General features: G+C 41.9%; 18 protein-coding genes and 1 other RNA gene. 13 read left to right on the plus strand and 6 right to left on the minus strand.

What is annotated here, in order from left to right; translation table 11 throughout:
• The 3 genes from GSY63_RS17205 to GSY63_RS17215 are packed head-to-tail and all read left to right on the plus strand — an operon-like array spanning position 1 to position 1,760.
• Positions 1–375: a response regulator gene (locus GSY63_RS17205; protein ID WP_166587075.1), complete on the plus strand. Its 375-nt coding sequence runs from the start codon at positions 1–3 to the stop codon at positions 373–375.
• 6 nt (positions 376–381) lie between these two features.
• Complete coding sequence (locus tag GSY63_RS17210) at positions 382–1,200, plus strand: CheR family methyltransferase (RefSeq protein ID WP_166587076.1); 819 nt, start codon at positions 382–384, stop codon at positions 1,198–1,200.
• Positions 1,182–1,760 (plus strand): chemotaxis protein CheB, encoded by a 579-nt coding sequence (locus GSY63_RS17215; protein WP_166587077.1) that lies wholly within the window; start codon positions 1,182–1,184, stop codon positions 1,758–1,760. Before GSY63_RS17210 ends, GSY63_RS17215 begins: the two co-directional genes overlap by 19 nt.
• Here GSY63_RS17215 and GSY63_RS17220 read toward each other — a convergent pair.
• Positions 1,755–2,273, minus strand: coding sequence for a DinB family protein (locus GSY63_RS17220; protein ID WP_166587078.1), 519 nt, complete (start codon positions 2,271–2,273; stop codon positions 1,755–1,757). The genes GSY63_RS17215 and GSY63_RS17220 overlap by 6 nt on opposite strands.
• 213 nt (positions 2,274–2,486) lie before the next feature.
• Here GSY63_RS17220 and GSY63_RS17225 point away from each other — a divergent pair, with 213 nt between their 5' ends.
• A complete protein-coding gene (locus GSY63_RS17225) occupies positions 2,487–3,959 on the plus strand; it encodes a L,D-transpeptidase family protein (protein ID WP_243749256.1) in 1,473 nt (490 codons plus the stop codon).
• 112 nt (positions 3,960–4,071) lie between these two features.
• Here the strand turns inward: GSY63_RS17225 and GSY63_RS17230 are convergent, their stop codons facing one another.
• From GSY63_RS17230 to GSY63_RS17245, 4 genes are all read right to left on the minus strand, one after another.
• Positions 4,072–4,875, minus strand: a complete 804-nt coding sequence (locus GSY63_RS17230; RefSeq protein ID WP_166587080.1) for a murein L,D-transpeptidase catalytic domain family protein — start codon at positions 4,873–4,875, stop codon at positions 4,072–4,074.
• 163 nt (positions 4,876–5,038) lie between these two features.
• A complete protein-coding gene (locus tag GSY63_RS17235; protein WP_166587081.1) occupies positions 5,039–5,617 on the minus strand; it encodes a nitroreductase family protein in 579 nt (192 codons plus the stop codon).
• A 62-nt stretch (positions 5,618–5,679) separates the two neighbouring features.
• The gene (locus GSY63_RS17240; RefSeq protein WP_166587082.1) at positions 5,680–6,423 is read right to left on the minus strand and encodes a peroxiredoxin family protein; all 744 of its coding nucleotides are present in this window, start codon (positions 6,421–6,423) and stop codon (positions 5,680–5,682) included.
• A gap of 44 nt (positions 6,424–6,467) precedes the next feature.
• Positions 6,468–8,900 carry an alpha-ketoacid dehydrogenase subunit alpha/beta gene (locus GSY63_RS17245; RefSeq protein ID WP_166587083.1) on the minus strand — a complete coding sequence of 811 codons (2,433 nt, stop codon included), beginning with the start codon at positions 8,898–8,900 and terminating at the stop codon, positions 6,468–6,470.
• Positions 8,901–9,035: 135 nt separating this feature from the next.
• Here GSY63_RS17245 and GSY63_RS17250 point away from each other — a divergent pair, with 135 nt between their 5' ends.
• The 4 genes from GSY63_RS17250 to GSY63_RS17265 all read left to right on the plus strand — a co-directional run bounded on the left by GSY63_RS17250 (position 9,036) and on the right by GSY63_RS17265 (position 12,694).
• Entirely contained in the window at positions 9,036–9,437 is a 402-nt protein-coding gene (locus GSY63_RS17250; RefSeq protein WP_166587084.1) for a DUF1573 domain-containing protein, read from the plus strand.
• A gap of 91 nt (positions 9,438–9,528) precedes the next feature.
• On the plus strand, positions 9,529–10,725 hold the full coding sequence (locus tag GSY63_RS17255) for a pyridoxal phosphate-dependent aminotransferase (protein ID WP_166587085.1): 1,197 nt from the start codon (positions 9,529–9,531) through the stop codon (positions 10,723–10,725).
• Between the two features lie 183 nt (positions 10,726–10,908).
• Positions 10,909–11,277, plus strand: a transfer-messenger RNA (tmRNA) gene (gene ssrA, locus GSY63_RS17260).
• 313 nt (positions 11,278–11,590) lie between these two features.
• Positions 11,591–12,694, plus strand: coding sequence for an alkene reductase (locus GSY63_RS17265; RefSeq protein ID WP_166587086.1), 1,104 nt, complete (start codon positions 11,591–11,593; stop codon positions 12,692–12,694).
• 81 nt (positions 12,695–12,775) lie between these two features.
• Here GSY63_RS17265 and GSY63_RS17270 read toward each other — a convergent pair whose 3' ends face one another.
• Entirely contained in the window at positions 12,776–13,342 is a 567-nt protein-coding gene (locus GSY63_RS17270) for a Crp/Fnr family transcriptional regulator (RefSeq protein WP_166587087.1), read from the minus strand.
• A 975-nt stretch (positions 13,343–14,317) separates the two neighbouring features.
• Between GSY63_RS17270 and GSY63_RS17275 the strand changes: the two genes are divergently transcribed.
• The 5 genes from GSY63_RS17275 (at position 14,318) to GSY63_RS17295 (ending at position 24,341) form a co-directional block, all read left to right on the plus strand.
• The gene (locus GSY63_RS17275) at positions 14,318–16,108 is read left to right on the plus strand and encodes a hypothetical protein (RefSeq protein WP_166587088.1); all 1,791 of its coding nucleotides are present in this window, start codon (positions 14,318–14,320) and stop codon (positions 16,106–16,108) included.
• 78 nt (positions 16,109–16,186) lie between these two features.
• Positions 16,187–19,834 (plus strand): hypothetical protein, encoded by a 3,648-nt coding sequence (locus GSY63_RS17280; RefSeq protein WP_166587089.1) that lies wholly within the window; start codon positions 16,187–16,189, stop codon positions 19,832–19,834.
• Between the two features lie 178 nt (positions 19,835–20,012).
• Positions 20,013–20,192: a hypothetical protein gene (locus tag GSY63_RS17285; protein WP_166587090.1), complete on the plus strand. Its 180-nt coding sequence runs from the start codon at positions 20,013–20,015 to the stop codon at positions 20,190–20,192.
• 270 nt (positions 20,193–20,462) lie between these two features.
• On the plus strand, positions 20,463–23,582 hold the full coding sequence (locus GSY63_RS17290) for a ligand-binding sensor domain-containing protein (RefSeq protein ID WP_166587091.1): 3,120 nt from the start codon (positions 20,463–20,465) through the stop codon (positions 23,580–23,582).
• A gap of 123 nt (positions 23,583–23,705) precedes the next feature.
• Positions 23,706–24,341 (plus strand): response regulator, encoded by a 636-nt coding sequence (locus tag GSY63_RS17295; RefSeq protein WP_166587092.1) that lies wholly within the window; start codon positions 23,706–23,708, stop codon positions 24,339–24,341.
• Positions 24,342–24,356: the final 15 nt, after the last annotated feature.

The following is a 24,356-nucleotide window of genomic DNA, read 5'->3' on the forward strand; positions in this document are numbered from 1 at the left end:
ATGAGTACCCCTTTAAAGAAGATACTGATTGTTGACGACGATACTCGCAACATTTTTGCGCTGAGTTTAACGCTGCGTTCCAAGGGCTATACCTGCATTTCGGCAACAGATGCGTCACTGGCCATTAAATTATTGCAACAAGATAGCAGTATCGGTGTTGTATTGCTGGACATGATGATGCCCGAGATGGATGGATACGAAGCGATTGGGCGTATACGCGATATTGAGAACCTAAAAGAACTGCCCATTTTTGCCGTTACCGCACAAGCCATGCCCGGCGATAAGGAGAAATGCCTTGCAGCTGGTGCTAATGCCTACGTATCTAAACCTGTAAACGTTGACACATTAATTGATTTGCTGAATAAATATTTATGAAACTAAATGGATACCCCGGTCGGTGAGCAGGAGATAAAGTTATTACTTAATGATCTGTTAGAAATTTACGGTTACGACTTTACAGATTATGCTAAGGCGTCATTAAAACGAAGAATTAATCGCCTTTTTACGCTCGATCGGTTTCCGAGTTTCGCTGAGTTTAGGTACAAACTACGTACCGACGCCGATTATATGAAACGGTTTATCGAACAGATAACTGTAAATGTTACAGAGATGTTCCGCGATCCGTTGTTTTATCAAAATTTGCGCGAGCATGTTTTGCCGGTACTTGCTACCTACCCTTTTATCCGCATATGGCACGCAGGCTGCTCTACCGGCGAAGAGGTATACTCGATGGCTATTTTGCTAAAAGAAGCAAATTTACTACACAAATCATTACTTTACGCTACCGACCTTAACCCGCAGGTATTGCAAAAGGCATCAACAGGTATATTTCCGATGAGCCAGATGAAACAATACTCAGAGAATTATATAGCCAGCGGTGGGAAGGAAGATTTTTCCCGTTATTACACAGCCAGCTACAATGTGGTTAAATTTGATGAAGAACTAAGTCGTCGCATGGTTTTTTCGACACATAATTTAGTGTCAGAAAGCTCATTTAACCAGTTTCAATTAGTTATGTGCAGAAATGTGCTTATTTATTTTGAAAAAGATCTTCAAGGCAGGGTTTTTGCACTTTTTGATGATAGCCTGGAAAACCTGGGATTTTTGGCGCTTGGCAGTAAAGAAACTTTAAAGCTATCGCCCATTATTTCGAAGTACCGGCAGGAAGGTAAAGAAAAAATATGGCGCAAAATTCACTAAATGACGTTCAGAAAATTGTTGTTATCGGAGGCTCCGCAGGGAGTTTACACGTTATCCTGCATGTTTTAAATCATCTTAAAGCCGATCTGAATATCCCGGTGGTTATTGTTCTGCACCGTAAAAACGACTCGGATTCATCTCTCAGCCAATTAATGGCCCTGCGTACAGATTTGCCCGTAAAAGAAGTTGATGATAAAGAGGCCCTAATTCCAGGCCATGTGTATCTTGCCCCTGCAGACTACCATCTGTTGATAGAAACCAATAAGATTTTTTCACTGGACGATTCAGAGAAGATCAATTTCTCCCGCCCAAGTATTGATGTCACCTTTCAAACTGCGGCCGAGGCTTATGGTGCCGGCGTAACTGGTATTCTTTTATCTGGAGCCAACGCAGATGGAGTGGAAGGGCTCGAAGCTATTCACTCCGTTAAAGGTATTGTTGCCGTGCAAGATCCGTCAACCGCTCAGGTACCATATATGCCCCAGGCAGCTATTAACCATATGCAAATTGATAAGTTACTTAACGTTGATCAAATATCAGAATTGATCAACCAGTTATAAGTTACCCGCTTTTAAAATATTTACCGTAACCAACAGTTGCCCGGTGTGGCGCATAGTATGCTCTGCTGCGTGCACCAACAACCCCATTAAGGTGGATGGTAAATTTTTACGCCCAACTCCCCTGTAATCTTTCAACGCTTCTTCATTAACGCGCTCTAATTGGCGTAATGAAAGTTCTACAGCCAGGCTAAAAGTTCGTACCAGTTTAATGCTGGTTTCACCTGCTTGAGGCTGCCCTTCTGCGGTTAAATAGGTTAGCTGGTCATCTGTAAGGCTTTTATTATTGGCGTAGGTAAACATTCGGTCGAGTACACCGGTCATGTGGTGTAAATGGAAACCGGGCGATGCCATGCCAGCAACGGACTTCCACAACAGCGCATCGGGGAAGCCTTGCATCATTGTCTCCACTTCGTCGCGGGCCTGCATTAATGCAAAAGCAACCGGCTGTACCAGGGCGGGCAAATCATCGAGTGGGCCTCGTAACCAAACTTCGGGTAATTTATCTACGCTCATACCTACAAATGTAATACTGTTGCTTGTTCATTATCAACATTAATGTATCGGCTAAAACTTTATGGTATTATGATTGCTATACATGGCGAACACAAATACCTATAAATGAAAAATATTAATTATAAAAAAATTATCCGATGCTATGCACTTCTTTTTACGTTATGCATCCCGCTTTTGTTGATGCAAAGTTGTACAAAAAAGAGCCGATCTGATATGGGAAAGGCACTTTTCACTAAAACCCAAAATAAGGTTTTTAAAAATGTAACCCCCGAAGGTTTTGCACCGGTATTTCAGAAAGTGATACAGGAACAAAAGTCGTCATTAGGAAACCCATTGCAAATTGAAGCATTTTATGCACAGAACGATTATGACCCTAAATTTGTGATGGATCATCTTAACAATGATGATCTGAAAACATTTAGTAGTTACCTGTTAAAGGCAAATGAGCATGGCTTAGATCCCAACCTTTTTAAAGCACAGGCTTATAATGATCTATTAAATAAGTTTTATGATAAAAAAGCAATCAAAACTACCGACGAAGCTTATCACGACATAGCCGAGCTGGAACTGATGACTGCCAATATTCTGATCAACTACTCCAACGCGTTACAATATGGCATAATTAGTCCGCGGAGGATTTACGCCCGTTACTACACTGCAACTCAGCGCCCCGATAGTAACGCAGTGAACAAAGTATTGGCGGTTACTAACTTCAAAACCTATCTGGATAGCATTCAACCTAAAAACCCACAATACCTGGCCTTACAAAAAGCGTTGTTGTCAAGCAGCACCGCACCTGGTATGACCCAGGAAGAAACCGATCGCACCATTAAAGTAAACCTGGAGCGCCTTCGCTGGAAAAATAAACCATCACAAGATAAATATGTGATCGTGAACATCCCCGATTTTCGATTGGACGTCATGGAGGGAGGAAAATCCACCCTTAATATGAAGGTTTGCGTAGGCGAGGGCCGTAATAAGGACTATGCTAATACATTGATTGAGTACGACGATAGCGATAAAACAGACAGACCATTCTCGCGCGAAACACCACAATTGGCCAGCATGATCTATGAAGCGCAGGTAAACCCGATATGGAACATCCCGCAAAGTATTGTTAGTAAAGAGATTGTAAAACATGCAGAAGACGATCCGTACTATTTGGCTAACAACAACATCGACGTATTTGAGAACGGCAAAAAACTGGAAGATTCTGAAACTATTGACTGGGGATCTGAAGACCTGTCGAAATACGAGTTTAAACAGCGCCCCGGCGATGATAACTCGCTTGGTAAAGTGAAGTTTTTATTCCCTAATAAAAGCAGCGTTTATTTACACGACACACCCGCTCAAGAACCTTTTAAAAAGAATATGCGCGCTGTAAGCCACGGGTGTGTGCGTCTGGAAAAACCGCTTGACTTGGCCCACAGCCTGTTTGGCGATGGCAGCAAATACGACATGATCAAACAGTTTATGAGCGAGGACAATCCTAAACCAACCGATGTAGCATTATCTAAAAAAGTGCCTGTGTATATCACCTACGTAACCTGTTGGGCTGATGAGAATGGTACCCTCCAGTATCGCCCGGATGTATACGGATTAGATATTGTGCTTTTTGCTCACATGCAAAAGTTTTTAGCCAGCAATTCAAAAACTGTATTAGCGATGGCAACACCAGCAAATTAAGGCGCCCGAGCTTTCCCTAATTAAGAAATCATATAAAAGCAAAAGCCTCCCGAATTGGGAGGCTTTTGCTTTTATATCAATAACCTAGTAATCGGTTAAACCTTATAACTAACTACAACCGCGCACTTAAAACAGGACGCGTATTTGTATCCGGAACAGCAAAATCTGCTGCCAGGCTTTGGTTAAGGTATTTAGAAGTATATTTTGCGTCGGGACCATTGATAAACAATACCGTTTTCCCTTTAAGGGTACTAATCACTTGATTGATTACATCTGGCGAAACCGCCGGGCAACCAAAACTACGGCCTAAACGTCCCAGTTGATTAATGGTGTTTTGGCACACATAATCTGCGGCGTGTAATACGATGGCACGTTCGCGGGCTTTGTTATTAAAGCCGTTGTCCATACCATCTAATCTTAGCGAGCGACCATGTTTACCGAAGTAGATATCATCGGTTACATAGAAACCCAGGCTGCTTTCGTGCGACTCCTCGTTGTTTGAGAAACGGCTCGGCAAGTCGTCACCACTACCCTGTCCATGCGCTACCCAGGTATTCAGCAACAACATTTTGCTTTGCAGATCCACAATCCACATACGCTTTTCGCGGCTGGGTTTGGTAAAATCTACAACAGTTAAAATATTACTGCTAAAGGGCAGTTTATGTGCCAGCTTAAGATTGTAAAAACCTGTGAGTGCTTTTTGAAATGTATTGATATCCAAACCCGAACTTTGCAGCCCGGCAGACTTATAAACATCAGATACAAAATTGCCAAAACGCATTTCAGCAGTTAAGGAAGCAGTTTTTGTGGTCTTTTCAGCGTCATCTGTTTTGTTATCTGCTGCCGATTTAAAACCTACAGTAATGATTAGAAACAGGAATAAAACGCTTGTAGCCCACCAAAATGATTTCTTCATATTTGCTTTTGAGTTAACCAAAAAGTTTAAAACTAAACAGGATTAGAGGCTTATTATTGTAAAGTAATCAATACAAAAGTAGTGATTTCAACAAAATTCACCGTCACGGCAATCTCATTAATATTTTAAAGTTAATTATTTAACCTCAAAAGAAAAAATAAAGTTATTTCCAGGTTATTTTCTCTTCCAGCGCTACTTTACGTTTGCCTTCAGGTTGATCGTCTGTATAACCTAAATACAATACACCTATCACCTGGTCAAGCTCGCCTAAGTTTAAGAACTCTTTCATAGCTGGTTTTAAGGCCATACCGCCAGTACTCCAGAAACATCCAATGTTTAAAGCGGCTGCACCTAACATTAAGTTTTGCACAGCTGCGCCAACTGCTGCTACTTCTTCAAAAACAGGAATTTTGGTTAACTCGCTGCGTTTTAAATAGGTAAGTATTACGTGTGAAGCCTTGTTACCTGTATTTTGGAAACCAGTGTAAGTAGCCTCGTTAAAGCTTTCTTCAGGAGTGTTTGCCTTGTACATTTCGGCATGTTGTAAACAAAAATCTTTAGGGTTTTCGTAAACAACAAAGCGCCAAGGCTCTGTAAGTGCGTGCGTAGGCGCCCAATCAGCCAACTCTAATAGCGCAGCAACCTGCCCGTTAGGAATCTTGTTGCCATTCATCGTTGCCGGTTTAATGGTGCGGCGTTTTTTAATAGTTTCGGCTACGGCCGTAAAAGTAGTAGAATCCATATCTTATCTAGTGGCGTTTAAAACCGCTGCAAAAATAAGATAATTAGATTATGTAAACAGCTTTATTGGAAAAGGACTGTTTTAATTGCCTCTTTGAATGACGGCAGCACAAATGGTCCCATTCCGGAGATGGCATATCTAATAATACGGCTTTTGTCGGTTACTATAAATGACGGATAATTGTATAATTGGTAGCCTTTGGCGATGGAACCAGCATTACTTAACAATTGCGCGTGATGCAATGGCTTTTCTTTGAGTTTTGCAGCTGCTACTTCCTGAGGCTCGGGAGTGATTGCCAATACCACTAAATTTTCGGGATTATGGATTTGTTGAAGGAATGCATTTAAGCTGCCAAAGCTTTCAGTACATACGGCACATTCCGTGTTCCAGAAAATAAGTACAATAACCTTATTTGCTAGTTCTTCGGCAGTTAGTGCCCTTGTTAATGGAGTAATATCAAGTTCTGTCCCTTCTTGCAATAAAGGGCTTTTAATGGCCATTCTTTGCTTAGCGATATCGTACATTTCTCTCTTTTCAATATCGCTAAGCTTCTTGAGATATAATTTTGTGGCAGGATCATCGGGCGAAGCGCGTTTGGTTGTGATTGTATAATCACCGGTATTCATCAATTTCTGATATTGATAAAAATGGAGTTCGTTACCCTCTTCATCATACACTAGCCTGGTAGTATCCATTTTAGTGCGCACGCTACTAAGACTATGTGTAATAACCGGACGGCGCACCGTGTCTTGCCCATAAGAAGCTGCAGCAATAAAGGAGAATAGTGCAAAAAAATATTGCTTCATAATAAGGTTTATTACGAAGCAATATTACAAGAATATTTTTGAGATTAATATATCGCCGGAAATTTATCCGGGTTAGTTTCGCTCATCATAGCATAAGCTGCCTCAACAACATCATCCACAGATGGTTTGCTAAAGTAGTCACCGTCAGAGCCATACGGCGGGCGGTGTTCTTTAGCGCAAAGGGTTTTAGGCTGTGCATCGAGGTGATAGTAACCACCTTGCATTTCCAAAACCTTCTGTAATATGTAGGCAGAGCCACCACCTGGAACGTCCTCATCGACAACAAGCAGTTTACTGGTTTTCTTTAACGAAGCTACGCTCAGTTTCTCTGTATCAAAAGGATAAAGCGTTTGCGGATCTATAATCTCAATATTGATTCCCATTTCGGTTAATTCTTCGGCTGCTTCCTGCACTATACGCAGGGTCGATCCGTAGGATATAACGGTAATGTCGGTGCCTTCTTTTATAAGTTCGGCCTTGCCCAAAGGCACAGTGAACTCGCCAACGTTGGTCGGTAATTTTTCTTTAAGGCGATAACCGTTTAGGCTTTCTATCACTATAGCAGGCTCGTCGCCACGCAGCAGCGTGTTGTACATACCCGCAGCCTGAGTCATGTTACGCGGAACGCAAATATGCAAACCACGCATCGAGTTTAATATCATTCCAAGTGGCGATCCAGAGTGCCAGATACCTTCTAAACGGTGGCCGCGTGTGCGCACTATAACCGGTGCTTTTTGTCCGCCGCTTGTACGGTAGCTTAATGTAGCCAGATCGTCACTTAAAACGGTCATGGCATATATCAGATAGTCTAAATACTGGATCTCGGCAATTGGGCGCAAACCACGCATAGCCAAACCCATCCCCTGTCCTATAATGGTGGCTTCGCGAATACCGGTATCCGTAATACGCAGATCGCCGTATTTGGCTTGCAAACCGGCAAAACCCTGGTTTACGTCACCAATATTGCCAACGTCTTCACCAAAGGCAACAATGGTTTTGTCACGACCGAAATTAGCATCGAAACAAGCATTCAATATCTCGCGGCCGTCCATCATTCGGGTTTCACCGTCAAATTGCGCGCTGTTAACCGGCACATTCATTGGCGATTTCGGGCTATTGCTAAACAGCTTAGAGTTATACCGATGTGTATTAAATTCAACTTGCTCGTTAAACCATTCAACCAGTTTTTGTTTAGATTCGAAATTTTGTTTCACCGTAATACGTAGTGTTTTACGTATTGCGGCGATCACATCCTTACGCCCGGGATCAAGGGTTGCACGCAAGGCATGCGCCACATCTTCCACTGCATCCTGCGCGGCAGCATCCTGCGCTACAGCATCAATTAATGATGCAGCTTCTTCTAATTCGGCTTTAATCACGTCACCTAATTCGTTCCAGGCTTCCCGCTGGCACTCGCGAACGTAGATTTTAGCTTCTGCCTCAATTTTATCCAGTTCTGCTTCGGTGGTAATAGCCGATGCTACTATCCACTGGCGCATTTGTAAAAGGCAATCGTGTTCGGCCTCCCAGACCAGTCTTTCTTTTGATTTATAACGCTCGTGCGAACCCGAAGTAGAGTGCCCCTGAGGCTGCGTCATTTCGGTAACATGTATTAACACCGGCACCTGCTCCCTGCGACAAACCTCTATCGCCCGGGCATAAGTTTCGCAAAGGGCAACATAGTCCCAACCGCGTACTTTAAATATTTCGTAGCCATTGCTACCATCCTCACGCTGAAAACCTTTCAGTATTTCAGAGATATCCTCTTTGGTAGTCTGTAGACTTGCTGGTACCGAAATAGCATAAGCATCATCCCAAACGGATATAGCCATAGGTACTTGCAATACCCCAGCAGCATTAAAGGTCTCCATAAATAAACCTTCCGAAGTAGAACCGTTGCCAATAGTACCAAACGCTACCTCGTTACCATTTATAGAAAACTGTTTCTGGTCGACCAGTTCGGGATTATTACGATATAATTTAGATGCATAAGCCAAACCCAGCAAACGTGGCATATGCCCACCGGTAGTAGATATATCCGACGAGCAGTTCATCGTTTCCGTCTGGTTAGTCCAATTACCATCCGCATCAATATAGCGGGTTGCATAGTGACAATTCATCTGACGACCGCCAGATGCAGGATCTTTATCTATATCCGGATTGGCATACAATTGAGCGAAGAATTCCTTTAAGTTGCTCATGCCTGTGGCAAACATAAAAGTCTGGTCGCGGTAGTATCCGGCACGCCAGTCGCCGGCTTTAAAAGCCTTGGCCATAGCCAGTTGGGCTACTTCTTTACCATCACCAAATATGCCAAACTTTGCCTTACCGGTAAGCACTTCGCGGCGACCAAGCAATGACGCCTGGCGGCTCTCAAAGCCTATACGGTAATCATTGATGACTATCTTTTTAAAGTCTTCAAAATTAAGTTCGGCAGAATCAAAACCGTTGGTAGTAAGTGGAGCGGTCTGAGGCATATTTTATTTTGATTAAAAGTCAAAGTTATAAAATTGTATTCTGTTATTACCAGTTTTCACAATTGTTTAAACGGCCTTGTGTAAAATTTGGCTTTTAATTGAAACATTTTATATTTGTACAAAGTATACAAGGATATGAAAAAGTTAATGATATTATGTGCAGTTATCTTAGGTTTCGCCTTTACTGCATCTGCCCAAACTGATAACAAAGCCGAGTTTAAATTTAACGAAGAAAAGCACGATTTTGGTAAAATACCTCAGGGTAAACCAGTTACAACTGAGTTCACATTTACCAACGTTGGCGAAGAACCTTTAATTTTAACAGAGGTAAAACCAACATGCGGTTGCACCATTGCCGATTATACTAAATCACCAGTAAAAAAGGGCGATAAAGGTATCATCAAAATTACATACAACGCCGCGGTTGTTGCACCATTCAACAAAACAATCATTGTAACATCTAACGCCAAAACCCCTCAAAAATATCTGAACATAGTGGGCGAAGTTGTTGCAGCACCAACATCGAGCAGTAAATAAACTTTAATCCAACATTAATTTTATAAACAAAGGCGCAAAATTGCGCCTTTGTTGTTTTATACGGCTTGCATCTTTTTGTTACATTTGCGCCATGCCGCAAATTTCGCACAAAGGCGAGCAAATGCCCGCCTCTCCAATACGTAAACTTACCCCATTTGCCGACCGCGCTAAGCAGCAGGGCAAAAAAGTTTTTCATTTAAACATTGGCCAGCCTGATATTGAAACCCCGCAAGGGATGCTGGACGCCATACATAACAGCACGTTTAAGGTTTGGGCCTACACGCCATCGGAAGGTACATTGTCGTATCGCCAAAAATTAACCGAATACTATAATAAGCTGGGGTATAATATTACCCCACAAAACATTATTGTAACCACCGGCGGTTCTGAAGCTATCACTATAGCCATGATGACCTGCTTAAATCCTGGTGATGAAGTGATCATTCCAGAACCGTTTTACGCTAACTATAATGGCTTCGCTTGTCAGAGTGATATTGTAGTAAAACCGATTTTATCATACATTGATAATGGTTTTGCTTTGCCTGAGATCAGCGAGTTTGAAAAAGTGATTACTGATAAAACCAAGGCAATAATCATCTGCAACCCTAATAATCCTACAGGTTATCTATACTCGAAAGAAGAAATGGAAGCGTTAAAGGCACTTTGCCTTAAATACGATCTTTATTTATTCTCTGACGAAGCCTACCGCGAATTTTGCTATGACGGTCGCGAATTTATTTCGCCAATGCACTTAAACGGCCTGGACGAAAATGTATTGGTTATGGATACCGTAAGTAAGCGTTACAGCGCATGCGGTGCCCGCTTGGGTTGTTTGATCACTAAAAACGAAGCCGTTATTGCAACCGGTTTAAAGTTCGCACAAGCCCGCCTAAGTGCAGGTATGTTGGAACAAATTGCAGGTGAAGCTGCAGTTGACACACCAGACAGTTATTTTGAAGCAGTAAACAAAGAATATACACATCGCCGCGATGTATTGGTAAACGCATTGAACAACATGGAAGGCGTTTATTGCCCTAACCCTGGTGGTGCATTTTACGTGGTTGCCAAATTTCCGATTGATAATGCCGACAAGTTTTGCCAATGGATGTTAGAGGAATTTAGCCACAACAACCAAACCGTAATGATGGCTCCTGCAACTGGGTTCTACAGCAGCCCAGGTGCCGGCAGCAACGAAGTAAGAATGGCATACGTTTTAAATAGTGACGACTTGCAGGCCGCAATGATATGCCTGGAAGAAGCTTTAAGAATTTACCCGGGACGGGTTTAGTCATTAGTCATTAGTCATTAGTCATTAGTCATTAGTCATTAGTCATTAGTCATTAGTCATTAGTGAAAACTTCGGTACGGGCTAATGGTTTAGTTTTTGTACATTTGTAACCACAAATCTTAATCTGGTGTTATGAGTTGTTTTAAATAACTGATGACGAATGACTAATGACTACAGTAAAATGGGGTCGACCGGAATTGACAGGATGGAGATAAGTAAGTAAGCACGCAGCGCGTTGGGTGAATTAGCGCTTTAATCTGAACGCTCAAACTTTCAAATGGCGAAAATACTTACGCCTTAGCTGCCTAATTTAGAATTAGCATAGCTTTTGTCCCGCCGGTTTTCCGTTTCATCGGATCGGCATATGGGGCATCGAAAGATGAAACTGGCCTGCTTAATGGTGTGCATAGCAGGTAAGATAAAGCACCTAAGGAAGACGGTATAGGTGAGTAACTGACCTTCCCCTTCTCTAAAACCAAACAGTACTAAGCATGTAGAAAGCTTACCTTATACCATGTTTGGACGAGGGTTCGAATCCCTCCGGCTCCACTTAAGGAGATGAACAGTTTTGTTTGTCTCCTTTTTTATTGAATGTAATTACGTTATAGTCAAATTCAATTTTATTTCGTGTTGTTTAGATTGATGTTATGCATTAATTGTGTGATACTGGAATGGCGTGACTGGGCTTACATTGAGCAGCGGCAAGGGCCCGGTGTGGTAAGTGCCCAGAAAATTGACAAAGATTAATAAATCAATCATAATATGAACTCCAGGAAAAGTTGATCTAGGTCACATTTTATTAGTGAGGTAGATTACGCGTAAAAAAGGTATTGCCAGGCTAATTTTGTGCATTAAGATTTTATAAATGGAAAATTCAATTAAAAATACTGATCTCTTTACTCCGGTAACTATCGGAGGTTTTCAAATGAAAAATAGGATTATGATGGCCCCGCTAACCAGGAGCAGAGCTGGAAATGATGGCGTTCCGACCGACCTGCATGCACAATATTATGCCCAGCGCGCCTCTGCCGGACTAATCATATCTGAAGCCACCAATATTTCACCAATGGGTAAAGGTTATGCCTTTACACCTGGAATATGGAGTAAAGAACAGGTTAACGGCTGGAAGAAAGTTACAGATGCGGTGCACCAGGCAGGGGGATTGATTGTTTGCCAGTTTTGGCATGTTGGCCGTTTTTCCCATACTTCAGTATTGCCGGGCGGCATATCGCCGGTATCCTCATCGGCTGTAAAAGCTGATGGAAAAACTTATACTGAACATGGATTTGAAGATGTTTCTATGCCGCGTGCGCTGGAAACAAATGAAATTCCGGCTTTACTGGAGGATTATCGTCACGCAACAGCCTGCGCCAAAGCTGCCGGGTTTGACGGTGTAGAAATACACTCTGCAAACAACTACCTGCTTGAACAGTTTATTCGCGATTCGGTAAACCATCGAACCGATAAGTATGGAGGCGGCGTGGAGAACCGTACGCGCCTTACCTGTGAAGTAGTGGAAGTTGTGGTAAAAGAATGGGGTGACAGTAACCATGTCGGTATACGCCTGTCACCGACAACACCTGATGCCGGTAATACATCAATGGATAGCGATGTAATGGGTACTTATGGTTTTCTGATCGAGAAACTAAACGCTTATAATCTCGCCTATTTGCATTTTGTTGAAGGGGCAACTGCAAACTCCCGTGAAATACCGGAAGGGATTGACCTGCAGGTTTTGCGAAAAAAATTCAACGGTCCCTATGTCGCCAATAACGGTTACACTTTAGCATTGGCTAACGATGCGCGCCGTTCCGACCTGGCAGACGCAATTGCTTTCGGAAGGCCGTGGATATCAAATCCTGACCTCGTTTATCGGTTGGAAAACGGAATCCCACTAACTCATGCCCCGCGTGAAGCCTTTTATGGCGGAGGCGCTGTAGGTTACACCGATTGGCCTACAGCAAATTAATTGTAATCAGTCAGCAAAAGGCAGTGGATGTTAATGAAATTCTGATCCGTCCGACAGCGAAGCCATTTTAAACGTGAGGAATCACGAATTCGATAACCTGCTTAAAGTTTCTCTGGTTATGCCAAGGCAAGCGGCAATTAGTTTTTTTGAAATTCTAGCGTGCATCTGGGGGTACTGATGTATAAGTTGCTCGTAGCGTTCTGCCGCACTTGCCTGCATTAGCATCAGTACCCTTTTTTGTAATGCGATATTTCCCGCATTGCTCTTTTTACGAAAGAAATATTCCATACATCGGAAGTTTGCACAAAGCCGTTCTTTAGCATCATAGGTAATGCTCAATACTTCTGTGTTTTCCAAACAATCGATATCTAGGCTTGCAGGTTCGCCGGAATTAAAGGCCTGCATATCTGATATCCACCATTCTTCATAGGCAAACTGAAGAATATGCGTTTTGCCTGAGCTATCTGTAACCTCAGACTTTAAAAGGCCCTTCGTAACGAAAAACTCATATGGGGCGGGTTTCCCGGTTTGAACAAGAAACTGGTGTTTTTTAAATCTCTGAGCTGTAAAATAAGTGCTAATCGCATCAAATTCATCGTCATTTACCGGAGTGATCTTTCGAATATGATTTTTCAGCAGTTCGTTCATTGAACTGTAAAGCTAATAATTGGCTAAATATAAAAAACGTTGATTGTTGAAATCCTGAATTTTGACATAACAAATTTTGAAAATAGGGTCATGAAAAAATTATAATACCTGTAGACTTTGGCCGAGCATCGAATAACGCGGTAAAATATGCGGTATCGCTAACCCTTCACCATCCCGTCTAACAAATAATAGCGTTTCATAAGCAATTGGTAGTCGTTTTAACGGTTAATCAATTTTAAATACTTAATCCTTCAAAAAAGCGCAAAAGTGGCAAAAGGGGTTCAATTAGCCGCTCCCCAACTCCACTAAAGGAGATGAGCAGATTTGCTCATCTCCTTTTTTAATTCAAACAAAACTATGATTATCAATAAGTTAAAATTAAAATCTCAATTCTTAGAGCATCTTCCATAATCTATTTTCCCGAAGCAAAATTCCATGAATACCGCTTCGCCACCAACGTGGCCGGTCAAAAACTCTTCCAAGGGATACAGCATAGTCATTGTGGGCGCAGTCATCTCAACAGTCATTAAAAGCTACCGCCATTATTTTCGGATCTAAGATCTGTTAAGGAGCAGAGTTAGGATATTTCCTTAACCTCTTTTCTCCCACTCATTCAGCCCTGAAGTATTGTATGCAGCTGGTCATCAATAAATAGCTTATTTAAGCTATTGAACTGCTTTAATAAACCCGGTTACTTTGTATCATGAAAAACGAAGGATATTTAAGGCATACAAAACCTTAAACCTTTACGATACGAAGGCAGCTAATTAATCTGTCAAATATTAGAACGGGTAAATTATATTACTTCAAGCCGATACGGACTGTCCCCTCAGTCGCATTCCAGTAATCAAAGCTTCACGGTTATTTTTTAAACGCATTTAAATGCGTCCGGGCTTTCTATTGCCCCTACTGTGCATGCTTTTTATCGGGTAATCAAATTAAAAACAACATACAAAAACAGAAAAAAACAATTTTATGGCAGCACAAGATTCAGACTTATCAGCATTCGGTTTCGACGTAGTAGTTGCATCTACCGAACAAGCCCTTAACTACGTTATTAAACAGTACGTTAATGAGTTTAAAAAGCCTAAAACAGGCAGCGGAGGTTCGCCCGTATTTAATGCGTACTTTATGATCGACCCCAACACCCAAAAGGTAGTTACTTTGCCAAGCAACTGGGATCAATCCTTGTATAACAATTATGTAAATCTCGATCCGCTCAATGTGGCGGCGTGGAACGGCGCAGGGGCAATGCCACCGAACATTAAAAACCTGTCGACCCCGTACATGGTTAATTACCCGCCTTTTCCGAGCTACACTTACTTACGTTATGCAATCAGCTTCGAACTTGGGTTTACACCCGACACCACTAAACCTGGTGCAGTTAAAATGCCTGCACAAATTTTGAAACTGGTAGATGATGGGCAATATGCCATTTATACCCTATGCTTTCAAAACTTAACGCTCTCGGTTGCAAATTACAACAGTAATTACAGTGCGATAACCAGCTATGAGGTGTATAAGCAGAATAATAGTAACCCTTATTGGTTTACGGTTAGGGTGCCGCTAACATCGATACAAGACAGCACTAATGTTTCTGACGATGTGGCCACCCGCGCAGCCGCTTTGGGCGACGCCTTTACCATTGAGCAATTGGTGCTCGACCTGGATAATGCACAATGGAGCGGTGCACCGGTAATTCAGGACGCGCCAGCAAACTCAGCGGTTTATGATTTGTTAAACACCGTTTTCCTGCCATTTTTTTCGCAAACGATGGCTACGAATGGCAGAGCAGCGCTTGGCTTCAACTTTATTCCAAAAGAAAACACGTCGGCTGATTTTGGTGTAACGGATCTTCAATTGCAGATTGATGACGCCTCTCTTGAAGCGCAGGAAGGCAACGGTCAGACTGTAGCTACATTAGACTATCTATGCGCTGTAAATGGCAATGCACGACAGGCCCCTGCTGATTTCAGCGATCCGGATAATTATTATTTAGATGGTCTTCCTACCTGGAATTGGTTTGATGGGCCTACAAGTTATCATGGCGTAATTGCCATAAGCCCAATAGCGTTAGCCAACTATTTTTCTAAAGCAATGCTACCTTATGTTCAAACCAATTGCTATTACCCAACAACGGGTTGGACATGGAATGACAATAAGGAAATGTGGATGGTTAATACGCCATCTGTCCAGGCCGGACAAACACCAACCATTTCTCTTAACCAGGGCGGCTATTTAGTAAAGTTTAGTTACGCGAGTCCGGCTGGAGTTGGTTACTCAAAAAGTGAAGCAGGTGATTCGCAAGAACTAAAATCTAATTTTACTTTAACCATTACCCAGGGCGGAAATAATACGATTGTAGTTACCCAGGAATTAATTATCTGGTATTCATTAACTGAAGGGTCAAATGTAAGTGGAAATATTGTAGATACTATATTAACGGATACCTACACCTTGGCTACAGATACTAACGGCAATTTTGCCCCGGCTGTTACCAGCGCCTCGCAGGATAAATCGCAAAAAGTAAGCTTCGGATCATTTATGAATTTCTTTGACGGCGATCCTAACAGCATGATTTCCACTATAAAATCGTGGGCGCAAACCTTGGCGGCAAAAAACGTTACAGATATTCCTATCTCGGTAATGCAAGGACTGGTATTCCCCGGTGGTAATGCCTTTTCTATGAATGAACTTCAGTTTTCTGAAGGGGGCGACTTAATTGCCTATATCAACTATGCTACTCCGGCTTACATCACCGCTTAACATCCAAACAATCAATCAATTTACATTCACCTGTGCCGCCTTAAATCTAAACTAAGGCGGCACTTTAAACACAATATTATGATTATTACCAGCGAAACCGAATTGATGAAAAACCAGAAAAATGCCGTTGTAATGGCACCTGGCAAACAATTCGAAGTTCTACAAACACAGCAGGGCAACGCGCTCTTTTTTTCTATCGGAACAGACAATGTTTTCTATCTCACCCGCGAAGCAGCTTTGGGAGCATGCGGATGGTCGAAGGTTGATTTAAGTACGGTATTAAAACCAAGCGACGGAAGCATTGTAGCCAAGTTATTTGATGTTGCACAGGATATTAATTCGGGCATTGTATACATTGCCCTTGTTGCAACCGTTAGCGGAGCCGACGTTTTATATCTGGCTAACCTAGCATCAAATACAGATGATGATTGGGCCAATGTTGCCGCTAATGGTTTAAGCTGGCAGGCTGCCACTTTTAACGGTGGCAATGACGATATTGCTACACTAAATATCTCGGATATTAATATTTGCCAAAGCGGGCAACTGCAAATGCTACAGGCAGACGTTATTCAGGGCGGAAGTAATGCAGGTAATTATGTAAACCGTTATTATGTAACAATCCCTACTGATGATAGTGCGCCCCAATGGACATGGATCCATTTGCCTTCCGCAATATCGGCAGGCAATATTTACAGCGAAGTTGGCTTCCTTAACTCTGAGTCGGCACCCGGTACCTATACCCTTTCCGGTTTAAAGACGTTAGGTTCTTCAGAAATGGAATTAATATTTAGTTCCTTTTACAATTCGATCGATTCTTCAGTAGATCCATCTCATATTAGTTTTAGCTTGCCTCCCAACACAACGGCCATGGCACTATCTCAGGCCCTGGCAACTGCCGACCCGGACGATGGCACCCCCGCCGAAACAGATTTAATTGTGGCAGCCGGCAGCTCGCTTTACTTTGTAGATCACTCCCGCCAAACACTTACAGATGTATCATCTGGTTTAATTTATACGCACAGCCTGTTATCAGGTGTACAACGCCTGCATGTAAACAACACAACAACACAAACCATTATATGGGGTTTGAACGAAGCCGGCCAGATCTTTTATATGAAATGCGACGTAGGCCAGGAAGCTGTTTCTTCGGCATGGAGCTACCCGGTTTCCATTCTCGACAATGTGTTGGCAGTAGCACCTTACATACACGCTGTACAAAATAGCCTTGTCATTTTCGGGCAGGTGAATATGGGCACCGCAACCGTTATCACCCAATTGACGCAAGACCCCACCACAACTCATTGGATAGAAAGAAACATTATGTTACCTGGTACCGGGCCTGACGACTACGTGGAAAGCTATACCTATACCACTCATATACAACTTACAGATAACTCGAATGTAGTATTGGTTAACCAGGATGTCAGCATCACTTCCAGCTCCGCCTGTACGTTATATATTAACGATGCCTATCATGTACTTTACCCCGGTGCTCCGCTTACAATTACCTGCGACACCAACGGCGTAATAACCTTGGTACAATCGGTAGATACCCTGGCGGGCGTATGTTTCAGCATTACAGACGGTGTTAGCGACCCTGAAATTGTTAACCCGCTAAACAACCTTATCGCGAAACTTGATGGTATAACTTTAGACAACGTAAATGTATCGGTATCTGATGAAATGGGGGCAACCAAACCACTACTTGATGCCTCGGTTACTCCTAAAGAAAAAAGCGATCTGGTTACTTATATTCAACAGTTTATATCCCTTCATCAGGATGTCCCATCAGACGGATCGCCCCAGCCTGATAATGTTAGTGCAACCCAGACACCGATTGCGTCATCTGCTGTATTCGGCATGCATATTCTGGATGGCAAAATGCGCTATTACGGTAGCGAAGAAGAAGCTGCTGCTCTTGGTATTCGCCCTATTATCAAATCTGCAAAATTGCAGGCAGGTAGGTTGCTTGGTGACGATAACGGCGATGATACACTCACATTACTTGCCGGCGACGCCTGGAATTGGCTAAAAAAAGAATTTGCCGCTGTAGAGCAATGGGAAATACAAAAATTTGGAGCCATAAATCACTTTATTTTCACCATAGCGGAAGAGAGTTATCATTTTGTTTTGAAGTGTGCACATGATATTGCCAATGGTATTCACTTCGTACTGAATAAAATTGCAGTAGCGTTTGAAGATATGGTTAAGTGGCTGGGATCGATTTTCGCATGGCACGATATAATTAATACACATGGTGTATTAAAGCAGTATTTTCTGAAATACATTCGTAGCAAAATTGCAAGTGTAGATACTTATAAGCAAGATCTATCCTTACTGATCAGCAATTTAGAGTCAGCTTTAGACTCATGGGCTGATATGCCAACTGATAGTTATTCGAGCAATGCGTCGTCCAATAACACAAGTACGCCCAAAAGTACGCCGTCATCCAACTGGGGATCGCATCACGCCCAAAATAATGCAACCAACGGGCAGGATACTGCGTCTGCAGCCGATCCATCATCGGTTATGACTGATCTGATCAATGCAGTTGAAAACGAAGGTGATATCCTTTGGGAAACCATACAGAAACTGCAAGGTGTTTTCGATAACGCATCAACCATGACTATGGATCAAATGGTGAAACAAATAGTGGATATTATTTTTACAGCGTTGTTAGACTCTGCAAATAATATTACTACAGAATTGTTCAACGTTGCAGAAGCAGCATTGAATGGCGTTGAACAGGTACTGGACGCAACAATTAAAATTCCTGTAATTTCTCCGGTCTATAAGTTTTTTACAGGGTCAGACTTAAGTATACTTGATCTGGTATGCTTACTGGCAGCCATTCCGGTGACTGTTTTTTATAAGCTGGAAAATGATGCGGCGGCGCCATTCACAAAAGACGATGTAACCACATTTACCAACGCGGCAGATTTAACTGCAATTGCAAACTTGTGTTACACACAATCAACCTCGAACGTCCAAACTTATAACACAGAATCTCTGGGTACTAACTGGAGCTCGCTCATACCACCGGAGTTGAACAAGACCCCGTTATACGACAAACTCGAATTTGCAGGTAACATTGCTGGTTTAATTGGCGGATGCCTGGTTGGCGCGCTTACAGTAACACGCTTGATGCCTAAATGGAAAGACAGTACATTTTTGGCTAAACTATCGACTGCGGCTTACGTGCCCTATATTGGGCCCGACATTATTGCACAGATCAATCAAACGTTTATTAAAAGAGATGGATCGCCCTGGTACATATGGACGAACAGCTTAGCATCGGGCGCTGGCCTTTTCAAAGCCTTAGTAGATGTAATTAAGTTTTCGCCTGCTTCGCCACCGGTTGTGCCATCTGGCGAGGATGCTCCACCACCGGCACCAGTAGTAAATACTTTGCGTGGGCCGTCGAGCATTACCAGGCCCGGTGCCACAACCTATGAGTTCGTTGGGCCTGTACTCGACCTTATCATCAACTTTTTGTGGGAGGGTCCTGTGATTGGCCAATACCTGGCTTCTCCCAAAGAACTGAACGACAAGTTAGGTATCGCAGGCAACACGTTGTTCAACGTCAGCGGGGTTATCTCCCCGGTTGTCAACTGGACTAAAGGAGATGTACAGGCGGTGGCCGCAGGTGCATCGTGCATATTGAATGTTGGTTATGGTATACTAACTGCAACCATTTCACTCGATAGGCAACCGGTCGACTCATAATAATTAAAAATAAACGTCTCCTTATATTTCTTTAGAAGCCCGGTAAACCGGGCTTCTTTTATATCTGCCTGGCTAGCGATATTTAGAAGTAAAGCACTCATTATAACCCCTTTGATGGATGAGCGTGATTCGCGCTAGCTATTTAATAACGTTAAACGCCAACAATAAAATTATAAGCATGATGCCAATGATTGCTGTAAGAAATAAATATTCGGCAATTGTTTCGAGCCTATGTGCCAAGTGGGCTTTCCTGGAGCGTATCGCCAGAAAAGAAAAGAAGCATGAAAAGATAAGGAAGGCGGCAATTGAAGACGTAAACTCGTCGATAATACTGGTTGCAGCCTTATTTGTTATATGAAATGAGGTGATTACCACCAGGCAAAAGCCCAACAAACTTGTTGACGCATTTAACATATGCGGCGATGTGGTACTGGCCATGTCCTTTACTTTTTAATACCAATGCAATCGTTATAAACATTAACAAATAATATATACAAAATGCAAAATTTGCTTAAATGTTAATAAGTTGATAAATAGATGCATTTCGGTAAGTGGAAAATAGAGAAAATACGAGTGGTTTTCCCTAATTTTTATCGCTTGTTACATCCTTTGTATGATTTAATGCGATATGCTGTTGACTTCGCTTATTAGCAATGTAAAACTCTTTACCAGAAGTCTTCGCTTATTCGCTTTTCTATTCCTCATCAACAACACCTATGCACAAACGTCCAGCACGTTGCATTTTCAATCTATTACCATAAACAATGGCTTATCACAGGGTTTCGTAAGCAGCATCATCCAAGATAAAAAAGGTATGATGTGGTTTGCCACCGGCGATGGCCTGAATAAATTCGACGGCTACAACATTACCATCTATCATCACGATCGCGACAAGCCATCGTCAATTGCGAGCGACGACCTGACCTGCGTTTTCGAAGACTCGAAGGGGCGTTTGTGGGTGGGCACGCGTCACGAAGGGCTCGACGTTTTTGACCGGGAGAACAACTCGTTTTTGCATATCCGGCATGGGGATAATAACAGCATCCGGTCTAATAATATCCTTGGTATAAAAGAAGATCAATCAGGTGTGCTATGGATCCGCACACGCGAAGGCATTGACAGGATGGAAATAAACAAAAGCGCAAAGCCGCTAAAAAATACTATCTCCAATGAGTTAATTGCCAACCAACTCTTGTTTACACATATCCGGTTAAGCAAAGACCTGGAAGCCACGAGAGTTAAATCCGGACCCGAAAACATTTTTATCGACAGTTGGAACCAAATATTTGTCACAACAAACCGCAAAATTTTCGAAGTAATATATAGTCCGCGTAAGCAGGACTATCAGGTATTGGAAAGATATAGTTTCGTGCCGGCCGATCCCCTATTTATTCCCGAACTTATAGAAGATACAACAGGCCATTTCCTGATTCTCAATGATAAAAACATCACGAAGTTTTCGGGATATGATTTTAAATCGCCAAAAAAAATTTGCAGTTATAACCCATCTCAATTACGATGGAGCATTGATAAAAGCGAAACTTTATGGCTTGCGGATAACAACAGGTTTATCAATGTAAACTTGAAAACGGACGCTGTTAAAAATATTATTCCGGCTAACTACCAGCAACTAAAGAACATAAAAGCAACTACAGATTTTTTTATCGACCGTACCGGAATTATGTGGATTGGCACCGGAGGATATGGTATTTTAAAATTCGACCCAACAAACGAGCTTTTCCATCATATTTTACCGGAGGTGGACACCTACCAGATTATAGAAAGTACCCAGGGAAAGATCATTACCAACAATATGCAAGAGATTACGATAAATCGTGATCAAACTATAAGTATTAAAAACCTCACAACCCCAGATATTATCAGAAAAAAATTTCCCAAACTAGGGGTTGTCGCATTTACAAAAGATACAGTCGGAAATTTATGGATAGGTGTTAATGGTGGCATTATAAGTTATAACACCATCACGGGCGCTATCAACCAATTTAATTTGCCATTTGAGGATCAGGTTAGCCAGCCATTCCCACTTTACACCGGCAAAGACAATAAAATCTGGATGGGCTACAACAAGTATTTTGTATGCTATGAGCCCTCTGCACACAGTTTCTCCAAATTCCAATACCCGGTTAAGCACACAAGTTATGATTATGATTTTTTGCAAAACATCTATCAGGATGGCAATCTTTTATGGTTGGGATCAACAAACGGACTTTTCGGCTTCGATATACAGCACAAGAAAATTGTTAAAAAGTATTTTTATGTCCAAGGTGATAGTACGTCTTTGGGAAACAACTTTGTACTATCATTCTGCCGTGATCTAAGCCAACCAGAAAAATATCTATGGGTGGGCACTAAAGGCGGCGGATTAAATCTCCTCGATAAAACTACCGGTAAATTTAAGCGATACGACACAAAAAATGGATTGGTGAACAACGTGGTGTACGGTATCCAAACAGATGATCGGGGCAATTTGTGGTTTAGTACTAACAAGGGGCTATCGTCGCTAAATATTGCAACAAACCATTTCAGCAATTTTGATATTAGCGATGGCTTGCAAAGCAACGAATTTAACCGCTACGCTTATTGCAAAACCAAAGATGGAACTATGTTTTTCGGAGGACTTAATGGTATTAACTATTTTCATCCGAACGATATAAAGCCGTTGGAGCCTATCAATGTAGTGTTTACCGATTTCAGATTGTTTAATAAGTCGGTTATTCCGGGGGTTCCGGGGTCACCCCTATCCCAAAGCATTGATGCTGTTAAAAGCATCAGGCTTAGGTACGAACAAAATGTTGTCACGTTTCAGTTCTCGGCCTTAGATTATAGAAAAACCGGTAAAATATTGTATCGGTATAAGATGCAGGAGTTTGACAAGGATTATATATATGCCGGCCCGGCACATGAAGCCACTTATACCAACCTAGACCCTGGTACTTATCGTTTTGTTGTACAGGCCAGCTTTCAAAATGAAAGTTGGGGCAAAGCTTCGGCTTCTTTGATAGTAGTAATTATACCCCCTTGGTGGCGAACCTGGTGGTTTTATTTATTGGTAATTGTTTCAACAAGTTCCTTGATCTATGCGCTTTACAGATTTAGGTTAAATCAGCTAACCCGGCTCGAAAAATTACGTAACCGCATTGCCCGCGACCTTCATGATGAGGTGGGATCATCAATTAGTACGATATCTATTTACTCGAAAATTGTGCATGAACAAGTAGATAGTCCGGAGTTTGATAATGAACCTCTTTTAAAAAAAATAACCGATTATACCACAGAAATAATGGACTCTATGAACGACATTGTTTGGAACATCAATACAAAAAACGATGCGTTCGAAAATATCATTAGCCGCATGCGCGAGCATGCTTCACAATTATTTGAAGCCAAGGGCTACCAGCTGCATTTTTCAATCGACAATCAATTACTGCGTATGAAATTAAGCATGGAAAGGCGCAGAGACTTTTACCTTATTTATAAAGAAGCATTAAATAACATCGCCAAATACGCCAATGGCAAAAATGTATGGATTACACTAACATGTAGCTACAACGTGATTGGCCTTATTATTAAAGATGATGGAAGAGGCTTTAATGTAACAGATGTGCGAAAAAGCAGTAACGGACTTATTAATATGAATCAAAGGGCCGAAGCTTTAAAAGGCAAAATTAAAATAACGTCTATCCCCGGTGCCGGAACCGAAATTCTACTCTCGTTTCATCAGCACTAAGATTAGCCTATTTAAGCTATTGCCTGATGAACTACTTAATCCTAAATTTGATTAATAGTTAATAAATTAAAGATAAATGGCTTGCCATTTAATTTATACGCCCCCACTAATCAAATTAACATCATGATAAAAGTCACCATATTCGACGATCACAAAGAAAGACGCGACGCTTTGAAATTACTTTTAAGCTTACAGAAAGATATGGAGTGTATAAGTGATTTCGAGGACTGTTCTAACCTGGTAAGTGACTTGAAAAAAAATACCCCCCAGGTTGTTTTGATGGATATCCACATGCCATGTGTTGACGGCATTGCCGGTGTTAAGTTGCTAAGGCAAAACTTCCCGGATGTATTTATAATTATGCAAACGGTTTTCGAAGATGACGAGAATCTATTTAACTCTCTATTAGCCGGAGCCCACGGTTATATTTTAAAAAAATCGGCCAATGAAAAAATAATAGAAGGAATAACAGAAGTAGTAAATGGCGGGGCGCCAATGACCCCGGCGATAGCCAAACGTGTGCTTGACTATTTTAGCAGAAAAAACACAAAGGGGAAAGAAGAGACGTTTGATCTATCCAAAAGAGAACGTGATGTGCTGACCCTTTTGGTTAAAGGTTACAGCCATAAAATGATTGCTGCTGAATTATTCATCTCGACTTTTACGGTAAACAATCACATCAAAAACATTTACCAAAAGATGCAGGTACACAGTGTATCCGAAGCGGTTGCAACTGCGATTCAGAAAAACGTTGTTTGACTGTTGATGAACAAA

Source organism: Mucilaginibacter agri (assembly GCF_009928685.1).
GTDB classification, from domain to species: Bacteria; Bacteroidota; Bacteroidia; order Sphingobacteriales; family Sphingobacteriaceae; genus Mucilaginibacter; species Mucilaginibacter agri.